General features: G+C 67.8%; 16 protein-coding genes. 6 read left to right on the top strand and 10 right to left on the bottom strand.

The window, feature by feature from the left end; genetic code table 11:
• Nucleotides 1-48: 48 nt before the first annotated feature.
• From CFB24_RS02430 to CFB24_RS02415, 4 genes are all read left to right on the top strand, one after another.
• Nucleotides 49-1,047 (top strand): ABC transporter substrate-binding protein, encoded by a 999-nt coding sequence (locus tag CFB24_RS02430; protein ID WP_244593122.1) that lies wholly within the window; start codon nucleotides 49-51, stop codon nucleotides 1,045-1,047.
• Nucleotides 1,048-1,061: 14 nt separating this feature from the next.
• Nucleotides 1,062-1,808: an ABC transporter ATP-binding protein gene (locus CFB24_RS02425; RefSeq protein ID WP_088518960.1), complete on the top strand. Its 747-nt coding sequence runs from the start codon at nucleotides 1,062-1,064 to the stop codon at nucleotides 1,806-1,808.
• The gene (locus tag CFB24_RS02420; protein ID WP_088518959.1) at nucleotides 1,805-2,566 is read left to right on the top strand and encodes an ABC transporter permease; all 762 of its coding nucleotides are present in this window, start codon (nucleotides 1,805-1,807) and stop codon (nucleotides 2,564-2,566) included. Before CFB24_RS02425 ends, CFB24_RS02420 begins: the two co-directional genes overlap by 4 nt.
• Nucleotides 2,567-3,079: 513 nt before the next feature.
• The gene (locus CFB24_RS02415; protein ID WP_244593123.1) at nucleotides 3,080-4,387 is read left to right on the top strand and encodes a tlde1 domain-containing protein; all 1,308 of its coding nucleotides are present in this window, start codon (nucleotides 3,080-3,082) and stop codon (nucleotides 4,385-4,387) included.
• 11 nt (nucleotides 4,388-4,398) lie between these two features.
• Here the strand turns inward: CFB24_RS02415 and CFB24_RS02410 are convergent, their stop codons facing one another.
• The 8 genes from CFB24_RS02410 to CFB24_RS02375 all read right to left on the bottom strand — a co-directional run bounded on the left by CFB24_RS02410 (nucleotide 4,399) and on the right by CFB24_RS02375 (nucleotide 14,207).
• A complete protein-coding gene (locus CFB24_RS02410) occupies nucleotides 4,399-4,830 on the bottom strand; it encodes an iron-sulfur cluster assembly scaffold protein (protein WP_088518958.1) in 432 nt (143 codons plus the stop codon).
• 41 nt (nucleotides 4,831-4,871) lie between these two features.
• Nucleotides 4,872-6,956 carry an NAD-dependent DNA ligase LigA gene (gene ligA / locus CFB24_RS02405; RefSeq protein WP_088518957.1) on the bottom strand — a complete coding sequence of 695 codons (2,085 nt, stop codon included), beginning with the start codon at nucleotides 6,954-6,956 and terminating at the stop codon, nucleotides 4,872-4,874.
• A 49-nt stretch (nucleotides 6,957-7,005) separates the two neighbouring features.
• A complete protein-coding gene (locus tag CFB24_RS02400) occupies nucleotides 7,006-8,070 on the bottom strand; it encodes an AbrB family transcriptional regulator (RefSeq protein WP_088518956.1) in 1,065 nt (354 codons plus the stop codon).
• 94 nt (nucleotides 8,071-8,164) lie between these two features.
• Complete coding sequence (locus tag CFB24_RS02395) at nucleotides 8,165-9,442, bottom strand: glycerate kinase type-2 family protein (protein WP_088518955.1); 1,278 nt, start codon at nucleotides 9,440-9,442, stop codon at nucleotides 8,165-8,167.
• A 75-nt stretch (nucleotides 9,443-9,517) separates the two neighbouring features.
• Nucleotides 9,518-10,135, bottom strand: coding sequence for a DsbA family protein (locus CFB24_RS02390; protein ID WP_088518954.1), 618 nt, complete (start codon nucleotides 10,133-10,135; stop codon nucleotides 9,518-9,520).
• 18 nt (nucleotides 10,136-10,153) lie between these two features.
• Complete coding sequence (locus CFB24_RS02385; RefSeq protein ID WP_088519493.1) at nucleotides 10,154-11,437, bottom strand: NAD(P)/FAD-dependent oxidoreductase; 1,284 nt, start codon at nucleotides 11,435-11,437, stop codon at nucleotides 10,154-10,156.
• 101 nt (nucleotides 11,438-11,538) lie between these two features.
• Nucleotides 11,539-12,834 (bottom strand): TldD/PmbA family protein, encoded by a 1,296-nt coding sequence (locus CFB24_RS02380; RefSeq protein ID WP_158255152.1) that lies wholly within the window; start codon nucleotides 12,832-12,834, stop codon nucleotides 11,539-11,541.
• Nucleotides 12,831-14,207 (bottom strand): TldD/PmbA family protein, encoded by a 1,377-nt coding sequence (locus CFB24_RS02375; protein ID WP_158255153.1) that lies wholly within the window; start codon nucleotides 14,205-14,207, stop codon nucleotides 12,831-12,833. The genes CFB24_RS02380 and CFB24_RS02375 overlap by 4 nt, the downstream gene beginning before the upstream one ends.
• A gap of 153 nt (nucleotides 14,208-14,360) precedes the next feature.
• Between CFB24_RS02375 and CFB24_RS02370 the strand changes: the two genes are divergently transcribed.
• A complete protein-coding gene (locus CFB24_RS02370; RefSeq protein ID WP_088518951.1) occupies nucleotides 14,361-15,290 on the top strand; it encodes a hypothetical protein in 930 nt (309 codons plus the stop codon).
• Here the strand turns inward: CFB24_RS02370 and yidD are convergent.
• A complete protein-coding gene (gene yidD / locus CFB24_RS23545) occupies nucleotides 15,287-15,610 on the bottom strand; it encodes a membrane protein insertion efficiency factor YidD (protein WP_244593124.1) in 324 nt (107 codons plus the stop codon). The genes CFB24_RS02370 and yidD overlap by 4 nt on opposite strands.
• Nucleotides 15,611-15,747: 137 nt before the next feature.
• On the opposite strand from yidD, the gene CFB24_RS02360 reads away from it, so the two are divergent.
• The gene (locus CFB24_RS02360) at nucleotides 15,748-16,614 is read left to right on the top strand and encodes a MipA/OmpV family protein (RefSeq protein ID WP_244593125.1); all 867 of its coding nucleotides are present in this window, start codon (nucleotides 15,748-15,750) and stop codon (nucleotides 16,612-16,614) included.
• A gap of 187 nt (nucleotides 16,615-16,801) precedes the next feature.
• Here CFB24_RS02360 and CFB24_RS02355 read toward each other — a convergent pair whose 3' ends face one another.
• Nucleotides 16,802-17,638, bottom strand: a complete 837-nt coding sequence (locus CFB24_RS02355; protein WP_088518949.1) for a tetratricopeptide repeat protein — start codon at nucleotides 17,636-17,638, stop codon at nucleotides 16,802-16,804.
• Between the last annotated feature and the right edge of the window lie 99 nt (nucleotides 17,639-17,737).

The raw sequence follows: 17,737 nt of genomic DNA, 5'->3' as shown, positions 1-17,737 counted from the left end.
CGCGCGCGCATGAATTCCATTGCGGCATGGCCTCAACGGAGCGCGCCCTTGTTCCGATTCGCCCTTGCCGTCTTCCTGCTCGCGCAAGCCCTTGTTGCGCAATGCCTTCCTGCGTTTTCCGCCGACAAGGTGGTTCTCGCCGCCAACTGGCTGGCGGAAGCCGAGCATGGCGGCTTCTATCAGGCGCTCGCCGAGGGAACTTACGCGCGCTACGGCCTCGACGTCACGATTCTCCCGGGCGGGCCGCAGAAGAACAACCGCCTGCTGCTGGCGGCCGGCAAGGTCGATTTCTACATGGGCGACAATATCATCGGCCAGTTCTCGGCTCTGGCCGAGCATATTCCGATCGTGACTGTCGCCGCGCTGTTCCAGAAAGACCCGCTGGTGTTGATGTCGCATCCCGGCGCCGGCTTCGACCGGTTCGAGGATCTGCCGAAGGCCAAGGCTTTCGTCGGGCTGGCCACGCTGACGACGCTTTGGCCGTGGATGGAGAAGAAATGGGGCTTCCGGCGCGAGAACGCCGCGCCCTACAGTTTCAATTCCGCCCCGTTCATCGCCGATTCCCGCGCGATCCAGCAGGGCTACGTCACCTCCGAACCCTTCGACATCGCGCGCAACGGCGGGTTCACGCCCAATGTCTTCCTGCTCGCCGACCACGGCTTCGAGACCTATTCGACCACCATCGAGACGCGCCGCGACCTGCTGGACAAAAATCCCGATCTTGTCAGGCGTTTCGTCGAGGCCTCGATCCTCGGCTGGGCGCATTATCTGCACGGCGACAATTCCAAAGCCAACGCCGCGATCAAGGCGGGCAATCCCGATATCGACGACGCGCAGATCGCCTTTTCCATCGCGCAGATGAAAAAATTCGGCATTGTCGAATCCGGCGACGCCCTGACTCACGGCATTGGCGCCATGGACATGGCCCGCATCGCCCGGCACTATGCCGAAATGGCCGAGGCTGGAGCGGCGGCGAAAGGGCTGGATCTCGCCGGCGGCTTCGACCTGCGCTTCGTCAATCACGGCCTCGGCCTGGACGGAAAGTAGATGCGCGCCGCGTCATGACCGCCTCGCTGTTCCAGATCATCAACCTCTCGCTCACCTATCCGGGCCGCGCGGCGCCGGCGATCAGCGGCCTCGATCTGACTGTGCGGCGCGGCGAAACCCTCTGCCTGCTCGGCCCCTCCGGTTGCGGCAAGAGCACGCTGCTGCGGCTGGTGGCGGGGCTGGAGCGGCCCACCGCCGGCGCGATCAGCTGGGCCGGGGCCAAGCCGGGCGTCGGCTTCGTGTTTCAGGAGCCGAACCTGATGCCCTGGGCCGATGTGGCCGCCAATGTCGCCCTGCCGCTGCGGCTGGCGGGGATGAGCCGCGCCGAGGCTGCGCCTCTGGTCGCGGCGGCGCTGGCGCGGGTCGGCCTCAAGGGGCAGGAGCGGGCGCTGCCGCGCCAGCTTTCGGGCGGCATGAAGATGCGGGCGTCGCTGGCGCGCGCGCTGGTGGACGAGCCCGAGCTTTTGCTGCTGGACGAGCCCTTCGCCGCGCTGGACGAAATCACCCGCTGGGAATTGAACGACGCGCTACAAGATCTGCGCAGCGGCGTCACCATCCTGTTCGTCACCCATTCGGTGTTCGAGGCCGCCTATCTGGCCGACCGGGTTGCGCTGCTGCGCGCCAATCCCGGCGCGCTTCACGAGCTGGTCACGCTGGACAAGGCCCCGGCGCGCGGCGCGGCGTTGCGCGCCAGCCCGGCCTACGCGCAAACCTGCGCCGGTCTCAGCGAAAAGCTGCGCAAGGCGATGGAGGCGAAATGATCGCGCGACTGACGCCGCTGTGGGCGCTGGCGGCCCTGCTCGCCCTCTGGGAGCTGGCGGTGGCGCTGCTGAAAATCCCGGCCTCGCAGCTGCCGCCGCCCAGCCTGATCGTGGCGACGCTCTACGCCCAGGCGCCGCAATTGCTCGACGCCGCCGCCACAACGCTGGGCGAGGCGCTGCTGGCGCTGGCGCTGGCGGGGGCGGGCGGGGTGGCGCTGGCGCTGCTGTTCTCGCTGTCGCCGCTGCTCGAACGCGCCTTCCTGCCGGTCGCCGTCGCGCTGCAGGTCACGCCGCTGATCGCGGTCGCGCCGCTGCTGCTGATCTATCTGGAGCCGCGCGCCGCCGTGCTGGCCTGCGCCGCGCTGGTTGCGTTTTTCCCGGTTCTCTCCAACGCCGCCGCCGGCCTGAGAGGGGCCGACCGCGGCCTGGTGGAGCTGTTCCGGCTCAAGGGCGCTTCGCGCGCCGCCATCCTGTTTCGCCTGCGCCTGCCCTCGGCGCTGCCGTCGATCTTCACCGGGCTGCGAATCGGCGCGGGGCTGGCGCTGATCGGCGCCGTCGCGGCGGAATTGGCGGCGGGGGCGGCCGGGCAGGGCGAGGGGCTGGCCTTCCGCATCGTCGAGGCCGGCTATCGGCTGAAGGTCCCGACCATGTATGCGGCGGTGTTGCTTTTGTGTCTCTGCGGTGTGGCGCTTTACGGCGTCTTGGCCGGACTCGACCGGATTCTCTTGCGTCGGTGGCGTGACGAACCGGACGTTTGAGCGGACGGCGGGGCGTCGAAGCTTGCACGAAACTGCTGTGCTTTCTATGCAACTGTCAAATAACTTTGTCGTGATCCGCATTTTCGCCTTTTTTTACCGCTTTTCTGCTTGCGGCTTGGGCGCTGGCGAGTGGCGTCGCCGCGCCGGCTGGGAGAGGTTCGCGCCTTGTGAGAGGGGAGCGGACGCGCGTCATCCATGGGTCTGTTGATTATGCACCTGAAAAGCGGCGCTTTTCAGGACGGGAAGGTTTTGCGCTCGACCGCGCGCCCGCCGGTCATTCAAGGCGCAAGGGGAATCGTCCGGCGGGCGAAACAGGCGGGAAAATGAAACAAATCTTCGAAATATTTAACCGCATTTTAGGCATGTTTCGCTGTAATGCGCGAACGGGCGCCGTTCGAGTGAACTTTGGGAGCGGCTCCGGTTCCTGCCTCGCGCGCGGCCCCGGCCGCGCGGCGGCAAGCTCCGGCCAAAGCCCTGCGTCGTGTTTCGTTTTCGGTTTGTGAGAGTAGGCGGATGACCGACTGGAGTTTCGAATCCACCGAGCTGGACGCCATGGAAAAAGCCAGCCTCCCGCGCATTGTCTTCACCCGTGTCGCGCCCGTGCTCGCCACGATGACCTTCTCGGCCCTGGTCGCGCTGCGCTTCGCCGAGGGGCTGACGGGTTCCCCCGCCCCGATGGAGCGGCCCCAGGCGCCTCAGGCCGCTCATGTGGCGAAACCCGCCGCCGAAGCGATGGTTCCGGCGCCGGCCACGCCCTTGCGCGCCGCCGCCCAGGCTCAGGGCGCCGTCCCCGCTCCCGCGCAGGCCCCCGCTCAAGTCGCCCCCGCTCAGGTTGCTTCGGCGAAAGTCCGTTCGACCAGCCCCTACGGCGAATTGTTCGATCCGGATTACGCGGTGCTCGGCCTGGCCGATGCGCGCCCCGTCGGGCTTGATTCCTCGCTGTTTTCCGCCGATCCGATGTATAAACCCGCGCCAGAGGCGACCACGCAGGTCGCCCAGGCCGCGCCGCGAGTTGATAGCGCCGCGCCGCGAGTTGACAGCGCCGCGCCGCGAGTTGACAACGCCGCGCCGCTCGCTGCGCCGCAGAAAAGCGCCGCCGATCTGGGCCTGCGCGTGGCCGAGGAGGAGACCGTGGTCGCCCCGACGCCGCCGACCCGCCCCGCCGACCTGTCGCGTCTCGCCAAGGTCGAGGACGAGGCCGTGAAGCCCGGTCCCGCGCCCGAGCGCGCCAAGGACCAGCCGCAGCACATCGCCCCGCGCGTCGCCGCCCGCCGCCTTCGCGCCGATCCGCAGGCCCAGATCCAGGCCCAGAACGATCCGCGCGGCTTCTTCGAAAAACTGTTCGGCGCCGAGGATCAGCAAAAGGGGCCGCAACTGGCCTATGCCGCGCCCGAGGGCGGCGGCGCGCTCAAATTGTCGCGCGGCGTGTTCGCCGCGGCGCGGCCCGCCGAGGGCGTGGCCGTCTATAACATCCGGGCGCACACCGTCACCTTGCCGAGCGGAGAGCAGCTCGAAGCCCATTCCGGCCTCGGCCATCTGTTCGACAATCCCGAGGGCGTGCATGTGCGCATGCGCGGCGCGACCCCGCCGGCCACCTACAAGCTCTCGCTGCGCGAAAGCCTGTTCCACGGCGTGCAGGCGCTGCGCCTGACCCCGATCGACAGCAATGTCCACGGCCGCAACGGCCTGTTGGCCCACACGTTCATGCTTGGACCGCGCGGCGATTCCAACGGCTGCGTCTCGTTCCGCAACTACCGCGCCTTCCTGCAGGCCTACCAGAATGGCGAAATCCGCCATTTGCGGGTGGTGAGCGGCGGCTGACAGCCGCTCCCTCAGGCGCTGACCTGAATCTGGTCCAGCGCCTTCACCACCGCGTCGAAGATCAGCAGGATCGAGGCGTGACGCGCCTTGTAGTCGCGCGCCGCCTCCAGCACGGCGGCGTCGGCGAATTTGCCCTGCGGCGGCGGGCCGTTCTCTTTTAGCATCTTGCGCATGGTCTCGCGCAAGTCGCGCAATTCCTCGGGCGTCGCGCCGATAATGTGCCGGCCCATGGCGGCGCAAGAGGCCTGGCCGAGCGCACACGCCTTCACATCCTGCGCGAAGGCCGCCACCTTGCCGTCCTCAAGCGACAGATCGGCCGTCACGCTGGACCCGCACAGCCGCGAATGCGCGCTGGCCGTCGCCTGTGGCGCGGGCAGGCGGCCGAGATGCGGGATGTTGGCCGCAAGTTCGAGTATTTTGGTGGAATAGACGTCGCTGATCATTGTGAGCCTTCACATAGGAGCGCCGGCGGCGCCTGTCCACCTCAGACGTCGGGCGCCCCAGCGAGTCGCAGCCAGCCGTCCTCGTCGATGGTCTCGACCCCGAGGTCGCGCGCCTTGGCGAGTTTCGAGCCGGCGTCGGCCCCGGCGACCAGCAGGTCGGTCTTTTTCGAGATCGAGCCGGACACTTTGGCCCCCAATCGCTCCGCCAGCGCCTTGGCCTCGTCGCGCGTCATCTTCACCAGCGATCCCGTGAACACCACGGTCTTGCCCGCGACCGGCGAATCGCTCTTGACCGCCTGCATCGGAACCGGCGTCACTTGCGCCAGCAAGGCGTCGAGCGCCGCCTCATTGTGCGGCTCGATGAAGAAATCCGCCACCGCCTCGGCCACCACATCGCCGATCCCGTCGATGGCGTTGAGATGATCGCGCTCCGGCGTTCCCGGCGCCGCCCTGCGCGCCGTATCGCGGAACGCCGCGAACGATTCGAAGGCGCGGGCGAAGCGGATGGCGTTGGTCTCGCCGACATGGCGGATGCCTAGCGCGAAGATGAAACGGTTGAGAACCATCTGTTTTCGCGCCGCGATGGCGGCGAACAGTTTTCTGGTCGAGACTTTGCCGAAACCTTCGTAGTTCTCGATCTTCTTCAGATTGGATGGATCGCGGTCGCGCTCCTCCAAGGTGAAAATATCGGCCGGCGTCTGGATTAGGCCCTTTTCGAAGAAGAACGCGATCTGCTTGTCGCCGAGGCCCTCGATGTCGAACGCGTTGCGGGAGCAGAAATGCCGCAGCTTTTCAATCGCTTGGGCCGGGCAGGCGAGGCTGCCGGTGCAGCGCCGGACCGCGTCGGTCTCGCCGGTTTTCGGGTCGATCTCGCGCAGAGCCGCCGAGCCGCAGGCGGGGCAGGTTTCGCGCATGACATAAGGCTGCGACCCCTCCGCATGCGCCACCACTGAAACGATTTGCGGAATGACGTCGCCGGCGCGCTGCACTTTCACGGTGTCGCCGATGCGAATGTCCTTGCGCGCGATTTCATCCTCGTTGTGCAGGGTGGCGTTGGAGACCACCACGCCGCCGACCGTCACCGGCTTCAGTTTCGCCACCGGCGTCAGCGCGCCGGTGCGGCCGACCTGGATGTCGATGTCGAGCAGTTCCGTGGTCGCCTGTTCGGCCGGGAATTTGTGCGCCACCGCCCAGCGCGGCGCGCGCGCCACGAAGCCGAGACGCCCCTGCAGCCCGAGATCGTTGACCTTGTACACCACGCCGTCGATGTCATAGTCGAGCGTCGCGCGCTGCGCCTCAATAGTGCGGAAATGCGCCAGCATCTGTTCCGGCGTATTGCACAGCAGGGTGAGCGGATTGGTGGGAAAGCCGCGCGCGGCGAAAAAAGCGATCATGCCTTCCTGCGTCGCGGCGGGCAGCGCGGAGGCTTCGCCCCAGGCATAGGCGAAGAATTTTAACGGCCGCCGCGCGGTGATCGAGGAATCGAGCTGGCGCAGCGAACCGGCGGCGGCGTTGCGCGGATTGGCGAAAATCTTGTCGCCCGCCTCGGCCTGCCGGGCGTTGAGCGCGGAAAAATCCGCCTTGCTCATATAGACCTCGCCGCGCACGTCCAGCACGTCCGGGGCGCCGTCGAGGCGGTGCGGCACATCGGCGATGGTCAGGACATTGGCGGTGACGTCCTCGCCCACCGCGCCGTCGCCGCGCGTGGCGGCGCGCACCAGCTTGCCTTGTTCATAACGCAGCGAGCAGGACAGGCCGTCGATCTTCGGCTCGGCGGTGAAGGCGATGTCGGCGTCGGTTCCGAGAAACCGCTTCACCCGCGCCACGAATTCGAACAGGTCGGCGTCGGCGAAAATATTGCCGAGCGACAGCATGGGAACGGCGTGCGCGACCTTGGCGAATTTCTCCGCTGGCGCCGCGCCCACTTTCTGCGTCAGCGAATCCGCGCCGGATAGCTCGGGAAATTCCGTCTCCAGCGCTTCATAGCGCCGGCGCAGGGCGTCATATTCCGCGTCGGGGATTTTCGGCGCGTCGTCCTGATAATATGCGCTGTCGTAATCCGCCAGAGCCTCGCCCAGGCTTTTGTGCTCCGCGCGGGCGGCTTCGAGATCTTTCTTCCGGGTCATGGCGGGAAGCTAGCCAATTTCGCCTCAGAAGGCGAGATGGCAAGCGCCCTCAAGGCGCCCGCGAGCGCGTCGCCACGAACCGCGCCGCCGCTGGGCCGAGCAGCAGCACCGCGAACAGGCGCAGCGTCTGCATGGTGACGACGAACGAGCGGTCGACCGGACTGCCCGCGGCGATGATCGAAATCGAATCCGCGCCGCCGGGGCTGGTGGCGAGATAGGCCGTCAACGGATCCAGTCCGCAAAAGGCGACCAGCGCCTGTCCGAGTCCGGCGCAGAGCGCGATCAGCGCCAGCGTGGCGGCGAGCACGGCAGGCAGGCTGCGCAGCGCGTGCAGCAGCAGCGCGCGGGTAAAACGCAGGCCGATCCGCGCGCCGATCGCCGCATAGGCGCAGGCGAACAGCCAGGGCGGCAGGGCGATGGGCGCGCCAAAACCCTGCTTGAGCAGCGCGGCGGCGGCGAGCGCGAGCACGATGGGGCCGCCGACCAATCGCCGCATCCGCATCAGGCCGACCGCAAGCGCCACCACGGCGAGCGCGGGCAGGCAGGTCCAGAGATCGGGCGCGGCGGGCGCCGCCGCCTCCACAACCGGCGCCCCGGCCGCGCGCAAATGCGCGAAGGCGGCGGCGGAAAGGGTGATCACCAGCACGCGCGTATATTGCATGAAGGCGACGAGTTGGGCGTCGGCGCCGTGATGGTCGGCCAGCACGGTCATCACCGTGGCCCCGCCGGGGCTGAGGCCCCAGACCACGGTGGAATTGGGCAGGATGCGCAGCCGCATCAGCAGGAAGCCGAGCAGGCTGCTGGCCGCGAGCACGAACAGCACGCCCAGGCTGAACACGGGCCAGCGCTCCAGCAAGGCGCGGAAGAAATCGGCCGGCATGAAGCCGACGATCATGCAGCCGACCACGGCTTCGGCGACCGCCGAAACCGGCTTGGGCATGGCCAGCGTCAGGCCGCGCGACGCCAGCGCGATGGCGGCGATCATCGGGCCGATCAGAAAGGCGGCGGGGATGCCGAAATGGGCCAGCAGCGCGGTCAGGGCGACGGCGAGGCCGGCGAGCGCGCCCCATCGCTGTGCGAGGGCGAGCATCGGGGAGGCGGGGGGCGTGGTCATCTTGTTCCCAGCGGGAACAAGGGCGAGCGGCGGGGCATTTTTCGTTCCTGCCGGCCTGTTTGGAGTGTTCCGGCCGCCGCGTCAACCAATCGCGTCAGGCGCCATCCGGCGCGCCAATGAAAATGGCGCGGAAATCGTTGACATTGGTCAGCGTCGGCCCGGTGACCACGCTGTCGCCCAGCGCGGCGAAGAAGCCGTGGCCGTCATTGTCAGCCAGCGCCTGTTTCGGATTGATCCCGGCGCTCCAGGCGCGCGCGAGCGTGTCGGGCGTCAGGATCGCGCCGGCGATCTCCTCCACGCCATCGACGCCATCGGTGTCGCCGGCCAGCGCCCAGACCCGGTCGACGCCGTTGAGGGCGAGGCCGAGCGCCAGCAGGAATTCGACATTGCGCCCGCCGCGCCCCCGGCCGCGCACGGTCACGGTGGTCTCGCCGCCCGACAGCAGGATGCACGGCGCCTCGAACGGCTGGCCGCGCCGCGCCACCTGACGCGCGATTCCGGCCAGCGCCGCGCCGACGTCGCGCGCCTCGCCCTCCAGCGCGTCGCCAAGAATGTGAACCGGCAGGCCCGCGTCGCGGCCGACCGTTGCTGCGGCCTCCAGCGCCATTTGCGGCGTGGCGATCAGGTGGGTTTGGTTGGCGGCGAGACGGGGATCCCCAGGCTTGACGGATTCGCCGCGCCCGCTCTCCAGCAACTCCCACACGGCGGCGGGCGCCTCGACGCCATAGCGTTGGAGAATGTCGCGCGCATCGGCGCAGGTGGTGGCGTCGGCGACCGTCGGCCCCGAGGCGATGTCGCCGGGCGCGTCGCCGGGCACGTCGGAAATCAGCAGCGACACGACCTTGGCCGGAGACGCCATCGCCGCGAGGCGGCCGCCCTTGATGGCCGAGAGATGGCGCCGCACGCAATTGATCTCGGAAATGCTGGCGCCGCACGCCAGCAGGGCGCGGTTGACCGCCTGCTTGTCGTCCAGCGTCAGGCCCGGCGCGGGCAGGGCCATCAAGGCGGAGCCGCCGCCCGACAGCAGGCACAATACGACGTCTTCAGGACCGGCGGCGGCGGCGATCTCCGCGATGCGACGCGCGGCCGCGACGCCGGCCGCGTCGGGCACGGGATGCGCGGCTTCGACGATTTTTATGCGCGCGCAGGGGGCGGCGTAGCCGTAGCGCGTGACCACCAGGCCGGACAATTCGCCGGGCCAATGCGCCTCCACCGCCCGCGCCATTTCCGCCGAAGCCTTGCCCGCACCCAGCACGATCAGGCGGCCCTTCGGCGCTTCCGGCAGAAAGGGCGGCAGGCGCCGCATCGGCTGCGCGGCGGCGATGGCCGCGTCGAACATGCGTCGGAGAAGGGCGCGTGGGTCTGGGGTCATCGGCTCCGGGCTCGCCCTCAACTTGGGTCGGCGCGCCGAACTTGCCAGAGCGCGCCCGGCTTGACCAGACTCCCGCTAGCGCCGGGCGCCCGCGCGCACCTGCGCCACCACTTTGGCGAAGCCGTCGCGGTCGAGCGGCTGCGCGATCTTGTAGGGACCGACCAGGAACACCGGCGTTCCCTGCAGGCCGAGCGCCTCGGCCTGCTCGCCGTTGCGTTTCAGCAGAGCGGTGATCTCGGCGTCATGGGCGTCGAGATCGGCCTGCAGGCGCGTCATGTCCACGCCGGCGGCGGCGACCGCTTGCGTCATGTCGTCCTCGGCGCGGCGCCGGCCGGACATCGCCATCAGCGCCGCATGGGCCGCGCCGTAACGCCCCTGATAGCCCGCCGCCAGCGCCAGCTTGGCGCCATGGACGGAGGTCTGCGACAGAATCGGCCAATCCTTGTAAACCAGCCGCACATGGCCGTCGCGCCGCGCCATGGCGTCGAGTTCCGGCGTGGCCTTTTTGCAGAACGGGCAATTGTAATCGAGAAAGGCGACGATGGTGACATCGCCTTTGGGATCGCCGCCGACCGGCGCCTCGGGATCGTCGAGAATGGCCTTGACGTCGACCTGCGCGCGCGCCGCGCCGGCGCCGGTCAGCGCGAGCAGGCCGAGGCCGGTCAGATGAAGCATCAGACGACGGTGGATCATTCTCTTTCCTTTCGCTGGTCAGTCCTGCGTGACGGTCTTGAGCTTGCCGACGCCGAGCATGTTGAGCGCCGCCGATTCATAAAAAGGCTCGCTCTCGCCCTTGCGCATCTTGCGGATGAAATATTTCTCAAAGCCGATTTTCGCGGCGTGGACCCAGCGGCCCGAGGCTGACCAGTTGACATTGCGCGGCGGAATCTGCGGCTGGGCGATGAAGGCGACGCCGCTGTCGCCGAAATCGGCGAGGCAGACCGCGTTCCAGGTTCCCTGGAATTTGGCCTTGCCGCCGCGCAGGATCTCGCCGATGTTGCGGGCGGTGGCGCTCACCATGCTCTCGATCATGAAGCCGGTTTTCGGCACGCCGCACGGCACCGGCGTCGGGTCCATCGGCGGGATGGCGACGCAGACGCCTACCGCGAAGATTTCGGGATATTTCGCGTTCTGCTGGTGCTTGTCCACCAGCACGAAACCGCGCGGATTGACCAGCCCGTCAATGCCGCGCAGCGGCTTGATTCCGCGAAACGCCGGCAGGATCATCGCATAGCCGAACGGCAGTTCATGCGTCTTCCGCACCGCGCCGTCGTCGGCGACCTCCTCAACCGTCATCTTGCCGTCGTCCACTTTGGCGATGCGGGCGCTGGCGATCCATTTGATGTGTTTTTCGCGCAATTCGCTTTCGAGCAGCGTCTTGGTGTCGCCGACCCCGTCGAGTCCGAGATGGCCGACATAGGGTTCAGGCGTCACATAGGTCATCGGAACCTGATCGCGGATCTTGCGACGGCGCAGCTCGGTTTCGAGAATGAAGGTGAATTCGTAAGCCGGGCCGAAGCAGGAGGCGCCCGGCGCCGCCCCCACGATCACCGGCCTCGGGTTCTTGCAGAATTCCTCGAACCCGGCGCCGGCCTGCTCGGCATGGTCGATGTGGCAGACCGAATGGGTGAATCCCTCCGGCCCCAGCCCCGCCACCTCGTCGAAGGCGAGTTCCGGGCCGGTGGCGATGATCAAATAATCGTAGGCGAGCGAGGAGCCGTCCTCAAGATCGATCCGCTTGGCCTCGGGGTCAAGACCGGAGACCGGCACGGCCTTGAAATGGATGCCGCGCCGCGAGAAGGTCGGGGCGAGGTCGATCTCGACCGATTCCCGCGTGCGCCAGCCTACGGCCACCCAGGGGTTGGACGGCACAAAATGATAGATTGGGTCGCGCGTGACCACGGTCAGCCGGTCTTCCGGCCGCATCTGGTCCTTCATCTCATAAGCCATGATGACGCCGCCCAGCCCGGCGCCCATGATCACGATCTCAGCCATGTTTCCCTCCCAGCCGCGGCGGTTTCGCCGTCTTGCTGAGATCATCATATTCGAATTTATCTAGATGTACAGGAGGGCGCTGGCTTCCCGGCGACTTTGCGTTACGGCGCGGGCGAAATCAGCGCGCCGGATGTGGCGATGTAGGGATAGCGGCAGGAGCCGAAATCAACCGTCTCGCGCGAAACCGCGTAAATCTGGCGCAACAACTCCTGCAAATTGCCGCTGACCATGGTTTCCGACAGCGCGCCGCGGATCTCGCCATCCTCGATATAAAACGAGTTCTTCGCCACCCCGGCGAAATCGAGCGCGCTGTTGGGAATTCCACCGGAAAAACGCGCCAGCAGAACGCCACGCTTCACCCCCGCGACGATGTCGGACAGGGCCTTGTCGCCGCCCGGCACGACGAAATTCTGCGCGCCGGCGGTCTGGGGCCGCTCAAGTTTGCGCGCCATGAAGAAATCCACCAGGAATTCGTTCAGCACGCCGCCGCGGATCACGTCGAGATCCTGCGTCGGCGCGCCGTAGGAATCGAAATCGGCGCCGCCCGCGAAGGTCGCGCCGCGCGGGCGGTTGAGCAGCGAGAAGCAGGGAGGCGCCACCAACGCGCCGCGCTTGTCCTTGAACGGCGAGGTGCCCGCGAACAGCGCATGGCCCGAAAGCGCCCCGGCCAGCGGGCCGATCAGCGTGTCCGCCGCATCCGGGGTCAGGATCAGGTCGCCGACGAATTTTTGCGGCGCCGGTTTGGTGTCGAGCGAAAGCGCGGCCTCGTCGAGCAGCCGGCGCAGCGAACCCGACGCCAGCAGGTCGGCGCAAGGCTCGAAACGCTGCCATCCCGTGTGATTGAACGAAGTGGTCCGGCCAGCGTCGCGCGCCGCAAACATCAGCCCGAACGAATGGACGCCGCGCCGGGTGACATGGCGCAGGCCGCGCGAATTGGCGAAGCCGGTTTCGGCGTCGGTGAAGGCGTAGAGCGCGCCGTCGGTGACGATTTTTGGATGCTGCTCCGCGAGGGCCGCGCCGAATTCCGTCATGGCCGCCGACATGGCCGCCCGGTCTGGGCGCTCGGGGCCATAATCGGTCGCCAGCGAATCGAAACCTTCGGCGACGCCATTGGCCGGGTCGGGAACGCCGGCCTCGGCGGCGGCGAGGGCGGCGGCGACGGCTTCGTCGAGATCGGCGCCGCGCGCGCCGGTCAGGCTGGCCGAACCGCGCTTGCCCGCGCGAAACACGGTCAGGTCGATGCGCAGGCTGTCCACGCTGCGCGCCAAACTGGCGCGGCGGCTGGAATAATCGATCTCGAAATAGCTCGTGCGCGCGGCGGCGGCTTGCGCCTCGTCGGCCCCCGCTTTTTTCGCCCGCGCCACCGCCTCGGCGGCCAAATCCTGCGGCGCGCTCATGAGCGTCCCCCCACATGCACCCGGCATTTGATCGCGGGGCCGCCCATGCCCACGGTGATCGGCTGTTTCTTGCCGCACCAGCCCGACGGCGACCACGACAGCGTCGGGCCGACATGGGTCACGCTTTTCAGCATGTCGAAGGCGACCCCGGAAATGGTGGTGTCGCGGAGCGCGCGCCCGAGCTTGCCATTGCGGATTTCCCGGCCGCAATTGACGCCGAACATGAATTCCCCGGTCAGATCCGCCTGTCCGTTGGTGGCGCGGCGGAAATAATAGCCATGCTCGATGGCGCCGATCATGTCGTCGAGCGGATCGTCGCCCGGCAGGATGCAGGTGTTGCGCATGCGGATCAGCGGCTCGTCGGAAAAGGCGAAGGCGCGGGCGTTGCCGGCGGGTGCGGCGCCCAGCCGCTGCGCCGTGTCGCGATTGTGCATGAATGTCTTCAGCACGCCCTTCTCGATCAGCAGCGTATCGGCGCAGGGCGTGCCCTCGTCATCGACATGGATGGCGAAGCTCGACCGCCCGTCCGGCCCGCGCCCGCCGAAATCGCCCAGCGTAATCTTCTCGCTGGCGACGCGTTGGCCGAGCCGGTCGCCGGCGATCGAGCCGGCCAGCACCAGATCGGCTTCGCAGGTATGGCCGACGGCTTCATGGGCGAGAATGCCGGCGACATTGGAATCCAGCACGACGTCCTGCGGTCCCGCCTCGCAGAACGCCCCTTCGGCCTTGCGCCTGAGATCGTCATAAAGCGCGTCGATGCGCGCCAGCAAACTATCGACGTCGGCGAGATGGTCCTCGATTTCGCCGAAGCCGCCCATCGCGTCATAGAGATCGACGATGCCGTCCTTCGCCTCCAGCGCGAGGCTGACATGGAAGATCACGCGCGGGACGGCGGAAAAGGTCTCGGCTCCGCCGGAGGTCGCCAGCGCCTTTTCGCTGCAGAACAGCGTCAGGTTGAGGTCGCGGGTGACGAGATCGGGATATTTGGCGGCGATGGCGGCGTCGAGCGTGCGGAACAGCTCGACCCGCTCGGCGGCGGTGAATTTTCGGGCGTCAGTGCGGCGATAATCGAACAGGCCGCGTCCGGGCGCGGCGGGCGCCAGCGGCTGCGCCCCGGCGCGCGGCGCGAGTTCGGCGTTTTCGGCGGCGCGCCGCAAAGCCCGGTCGAGGGCGTCGGCGGAATCGTCGGGCAGGGCGGCGAAGCCAAAGGCGCCGTTGCGGAATACCCGCGCGGAAATCCCGCTGCTGCGCGCGCGCTGGTTGGCGAGCAGCACGCCCTGGCGCATGGTCATCGACACGGTTTCGTTGGCGTGCCAGCGCAGCGCAGTCTCCACGCCGGACGCCTGCGCCTTGGCCGCAAGTTGGGGAAGCATCGAGACCCTTTCAGCACGCGCCGACCGCGCGGGGCGGCGGTTCAGCGATAGGTCGATCATATGAATCTTCCGCAAACATGCCAGCCGGATTGACGCGCCCGCCTGGGACGCGCGAAAATCGGACGATCACGTTCGGGTTCGGGTTCGGGTTCAGTGCGTCGTTATCTCAAACAGGTTCAGCTTGGATTTTTCGCCTTGGCGGCGCTGGTGACGGCGGCCGCCGGCGTGGTGATTCTGTCGCCGGAACTGCCGGGACGGTCGGCAGCGCCGACACAGAAGCAGCCGGATCAGCCGCAGCCGGCGCGCGAAGCCGCGCCCGAGGCGAAACCCGCCGCCGAGGCGGCGCCGGCCTCGCCGCCGCTTGCGGTCAAGCCGGTGACCACCCAGCCGGTCGCGCTGGAGCCCTCGCCGCCGCCGGAATCGGATCTGGAAAGCGCCTGGGCCGAAAAATTGCGCGAGACGCCGGATTATCGCGGCTTTTTCGACCGCATGCGCGCGTCTTTCCCCGCCGAATGGACCCAGGCCCTGCGCGACGCCGCAGCCGACGACGGATTGCGCAAGCCCGAGGGCGTCGATCTGCTGATGAGCCTCGCGGTGCAGGCGGCGCGGGTCAAGAGCGGGCTGGTCGCCGCCCGCGCCGGCGCCCCGGCGCTCGACCGGCTGTTCGCCAGCCAGCTGGCGGTGGCGCGCCAGCTCGCCGCCGGCGATTCCGCCCTGTGCCTCGATTTTCTCAACGGCGCCGCCGCGCAAAGCTTGACCCAGTTCGCGGCGAGCCATCGGCCGCTGATGGCCAATCAGGCGCTCGCCGGGCTTGAGGCGATCGACGATGGCGGCCGCGCCGCCATTCAGCGCCAGCCCCCGACCCAGGCCGATTTCGACCTGCTGGAAAAGGCGTTGCGCGCCAAGGGCCTGTCCGCCGACGCCATCGCCCTGCTGCTCGACGGCAAGGCGCCGGCCACCCCCATTCCCGACGATCAGGCCTGCCGCAACGGCGTCGCTTATCTGGAGACGCTGGCCAACCTCGACGAGCCCGCGCGGATGCGGCTTTACGCGCTGGCCGTGCAGTTGATGGCGCGCGATTAGGTCTCCGGCGGGACCGATTCGCACACGGGTTTGCGGCGCCAATGACCGTAGCGCCAGGGGCGTAGCGGATCGGCGCCGGGCGAAACGGTTTTCGGGACCGGATCAAAGCCGGAATCGCCCCAGGGATGGCAGCGGCACAGGCGCGACAGGCCCATCCAGCCGCCCGCCCAAAGGCCATGGCGGTCGAGCGCCTCGTCCATATAGGCCGAGCAGGTCGGCAGATAGCGGCACTGCCGTCCGATCAGGCCGGACAAGGTCAGCTGATAGAAGCGAATCAGCCCGCGCGCCGCGAGGCGGGGCCAGCTTGCCGGCTTGAACACGAGATTTCCATTCCGCTGGACGTTCCGGCACTGTTGCAAGAAAACGACGCGTGCGACAATCCCTCCACGCGAGCCGGCCGGCGACTGTTCACTGCCGTGGTCCACTGTTACAACCGAAGGAATCAGGAGATTCCGTTTTGAAATTCGCTGCTCGAAATATCCTCTGCCTGTTGGCGACAGGCGCCGCATGCGCGGCCCAGGCGGCGGATTTGCCGTCCTCCAAGGCGCCGGTCACTCCCGCGCCAGCGCTTGAGGACTGGTTCGTCACCGTTTCCGGCCAGGTCAGCTTCGGTCCGTCCTATCCGGGCGCCCGCCGCTACGATTTCTCCGGCATCCCCGGAATCAGCCTGCGCCGCGTCGGCGAAAAGGCGCCGTTCAGCACGCCAGACGACGGATTCAACTTCTCTTTCTACAGCGACGACCTGTTCCGGTTTGGCGCGGTCGGCCGTCTGGTCGGCGACCGCTCCAGCCGCGACAACAATGCGCTCCGGGGCCTGCGCTACGTGCCCTACAGCCTGGAGCTCGGCGGCTTCGGCGAAATCACCCCGACGTCCTGGTCGCGGCTGCGCGTGGAATTGCGTCAGGCGGTGACCGGACATGACGGTCTGGTCGCCACGGTCGGCGGCGACGTCTGGCAGAGCTGGCGCGGCTTCACCCTGTCGGCCGGCCCGCGCTTCTATTTCGGCAACGACAAATACGCCAAGTCCTATTTCAGCGTGTCGCAGAACGACGCCGTGGCCAACAACGCGCTGGGCGGCAAGCTTTACCGTTACGACGCGACCGGCGGCCTGACGGCGCTGGGCGCCACCACGGCGCTGCGCTACGAAGTCAACAACGACTGGCGCGCCACCGCCTTCGCCAATTACCAGCGCCTGACCGGCAGCGTCGCCGACAGCCCGCTGGCGTATAGCCCCGGCAATGGCGACCGCAACCAGTGGACCTATGGTCTGGGAGTGGCTTACCGCTTCCGCACCACCGGACAGTTCATCCCCGGCTTGTTCTGAGCCGGCTGGAACGCCCGTTGAAAACCCGCCGGAAACGGCGGGTTTTTTGTTGGCTCGGCGCGAGCCGGCGACGGCGCTCGCGGGTTGCGCGCGCCGACGTCCGCGCGCGCAAGAGCGACGCGACGGGCGCGCCCGCGTTTCAACAGGATTGTCGCAAGGCTTGTGAGGGCTGGACGTCGCGCCGCTCTCAGTAGCGGCGCTTCAGATGGTCTTCCAGATAGACCAGCGCGGCCTGTCGGTCGGCGTCGTTGGCGGCATGGATCGCCTGCTCGTATTGCGCCCGGATCCAGTCCTGCGTCTTGCCGCCGGCGCCTTCGCGGGCGAGCGTCATCCACATCAGGCCGCGCGCGCGTTGCGCCGGAACGCCGTCGCCGGAAAACAGCAGCTGGCCGAGCAGCGCCTGCGATTCGACATGGTTCTTCTCGGCCGCGAGATTGAGCCAGCGCGCCGCCTGCATGTGATTCCTCGGCACGCCGGCCGCGCCGTCGAGATAGAGCCGAGCCAGTTGATACTGCGCGTTGGAATCGGAGAAATGCGTGGCGGCGTACATGAACAGGCGCTGGGCCGCCTCCGCGTCGGCTTGCAGCCGGTTGCCGGAAATGCCCTTCAGGTTGAACAGGCCGACCGCGACAAAGGCGCTGGCGACCACCGACTTCTCACGCCAGTTGGCGGTGTCCTCGTCATAATTGTCGACAATGCCCTGAAAATATTGGTAAGCTTTGTAATCGTCGCGGGGCACGCCGTCGCCGTCCGCATACATTCGGCCGAGCTTCCACTGCGCCAGCGCCTCTCCGCCGGCGGCGGCGTATTTCAGCGCCTCGACCGACGAGGCGGGGTTGCCCGAGCGATAGCTTTCAAGCGCCGATTGCAGCGCCTGATGGGGGTCCTTGAACATTTGCAAGGGCTTGGCGGCGGCGAGCGCGGATGTCTCGGGGCCGTCGAACGCCAGCCCGGCGGGCGATAGCGCGGCCGTGATAAAGGCGCCTGCAGCAGCAGCCAGAAAAACACGCCGATACGCGGCCATCGCCTGTTTCCTCTCGGGGTCGTCCGCCCCCCCTTGGGGGCCGGGCCCGTCACGTTAAAAACTAGCCTGAGCTAGCGTCCAGTTTATGGCTGAATCGCG

Origin of the sequence: Rhodoblastus acidophilus (assembly GCF_900187365.1) — a bacterium.
Lineage (GTDB): Bacteria > Pseudomonadota > Alphaproteobacteria > Rhizobiales > Beijerinckiaceae > Rhodoblastus > Rhodoblastus acidophilus.
Note: the sequence above shows the minus strand (reverse complement) of the source record. Positions and strands in the feature narration are given on the sequence as shown.

What these genes read in the sequence shown, in the direction of transcription:
- CFB24_RS02425 (WP_088518960.1), top strand. Translation starts at nt 1,062, where the DNA reads ATGACCGCCTCGCTGTTCCAGATCATCAACCTCTCGCTCACCTATCCG.
- CFB24_RS02420 (WP_088518959.1), top strand. Translation starts at nt 1,805, where the DNA reads ATGATCGCGCGACTGACGCCGCTGTGGGCGCTGGCGGCCCTGCTCGCC.
- CFB24_RS02415 (WP_244593123.1), top strand. Translation starts at nt 3,080, where the DNA reads ATGACCGACTGGAGTTTCGAATCCACCGAGCTGGACGCCATGGAAAAA.
- CFB24_RS02410 (WP_088518958.1), bottom strand. Translation starts at nt 4,830, where the DNA reads ATGATCAGCGACGTCTATTCCACCAAAATACTCGAACTTGCGGCCAAC.
- ligA (WP_088518957.1), bottom strand. Translation starts at nt 6,956, where the DNA reads ATGACCCGGAAGAAAGATCTCGAAGCCGCCCGCGCGGAGCACAAAAGC.
- CFB24_RS02400 (WP_088518956.1), bottom strand. Translation starts at nt 8,070, where the DNA reads ATGACCACGCCCCCCGCCTCCCCGATGCTCGCCCTCGCACAGCGATGG.
- CFB24_RS02395 (WP_088518955.1), bottom strand. Translation starts at nt 9,442, where the DNA reads ATGACCCCAGACCCACGCGCCCTTCTCCGACGCATGTTCGACGCGGCC.
- CFB24_RS02390 (WP_088518954.1), bottom strand. Translation starts at nt 10,135, where the DNA reads ATGATCCACCGTCGTCTGATGCTTCATCTGACCGGCCTCGGCCTGCTC.
- CFB24_RS02385 (WP_088519493.1), bottom strand. Translation starts at nt 11,437, where the DNA reads ATGGCTGAGATCGTGATCATGGGCGCCGGGCTGGGCGGCGTCATCATG.
- CFB24_RS02380 (WP_158255152.1), bottom strand. Translation starts at nt 12,834, where the DNA reads ATGAGCGCGCCGCAGGATTTGGCCGCCGAGGCGGTGGCGCGGGCGAAA.
- CFB24_RS02375 (WP_158255153.1), bottom strand. Translation starts at nt 14,207, where the DNA reads ATGCTTCCCCAACTTGCGGCCAAGGCGCAGGCGTCCGGCGTGGAGACT.
- CFB24_RS02355 (WP_088518949.1), bottom strand. Translation starts at nt 17,638, where the DNA reads ATGGCCGCGTATCGGCGTGTTTTTCTGGCTGCTGCTGCAGGCGCCTTT.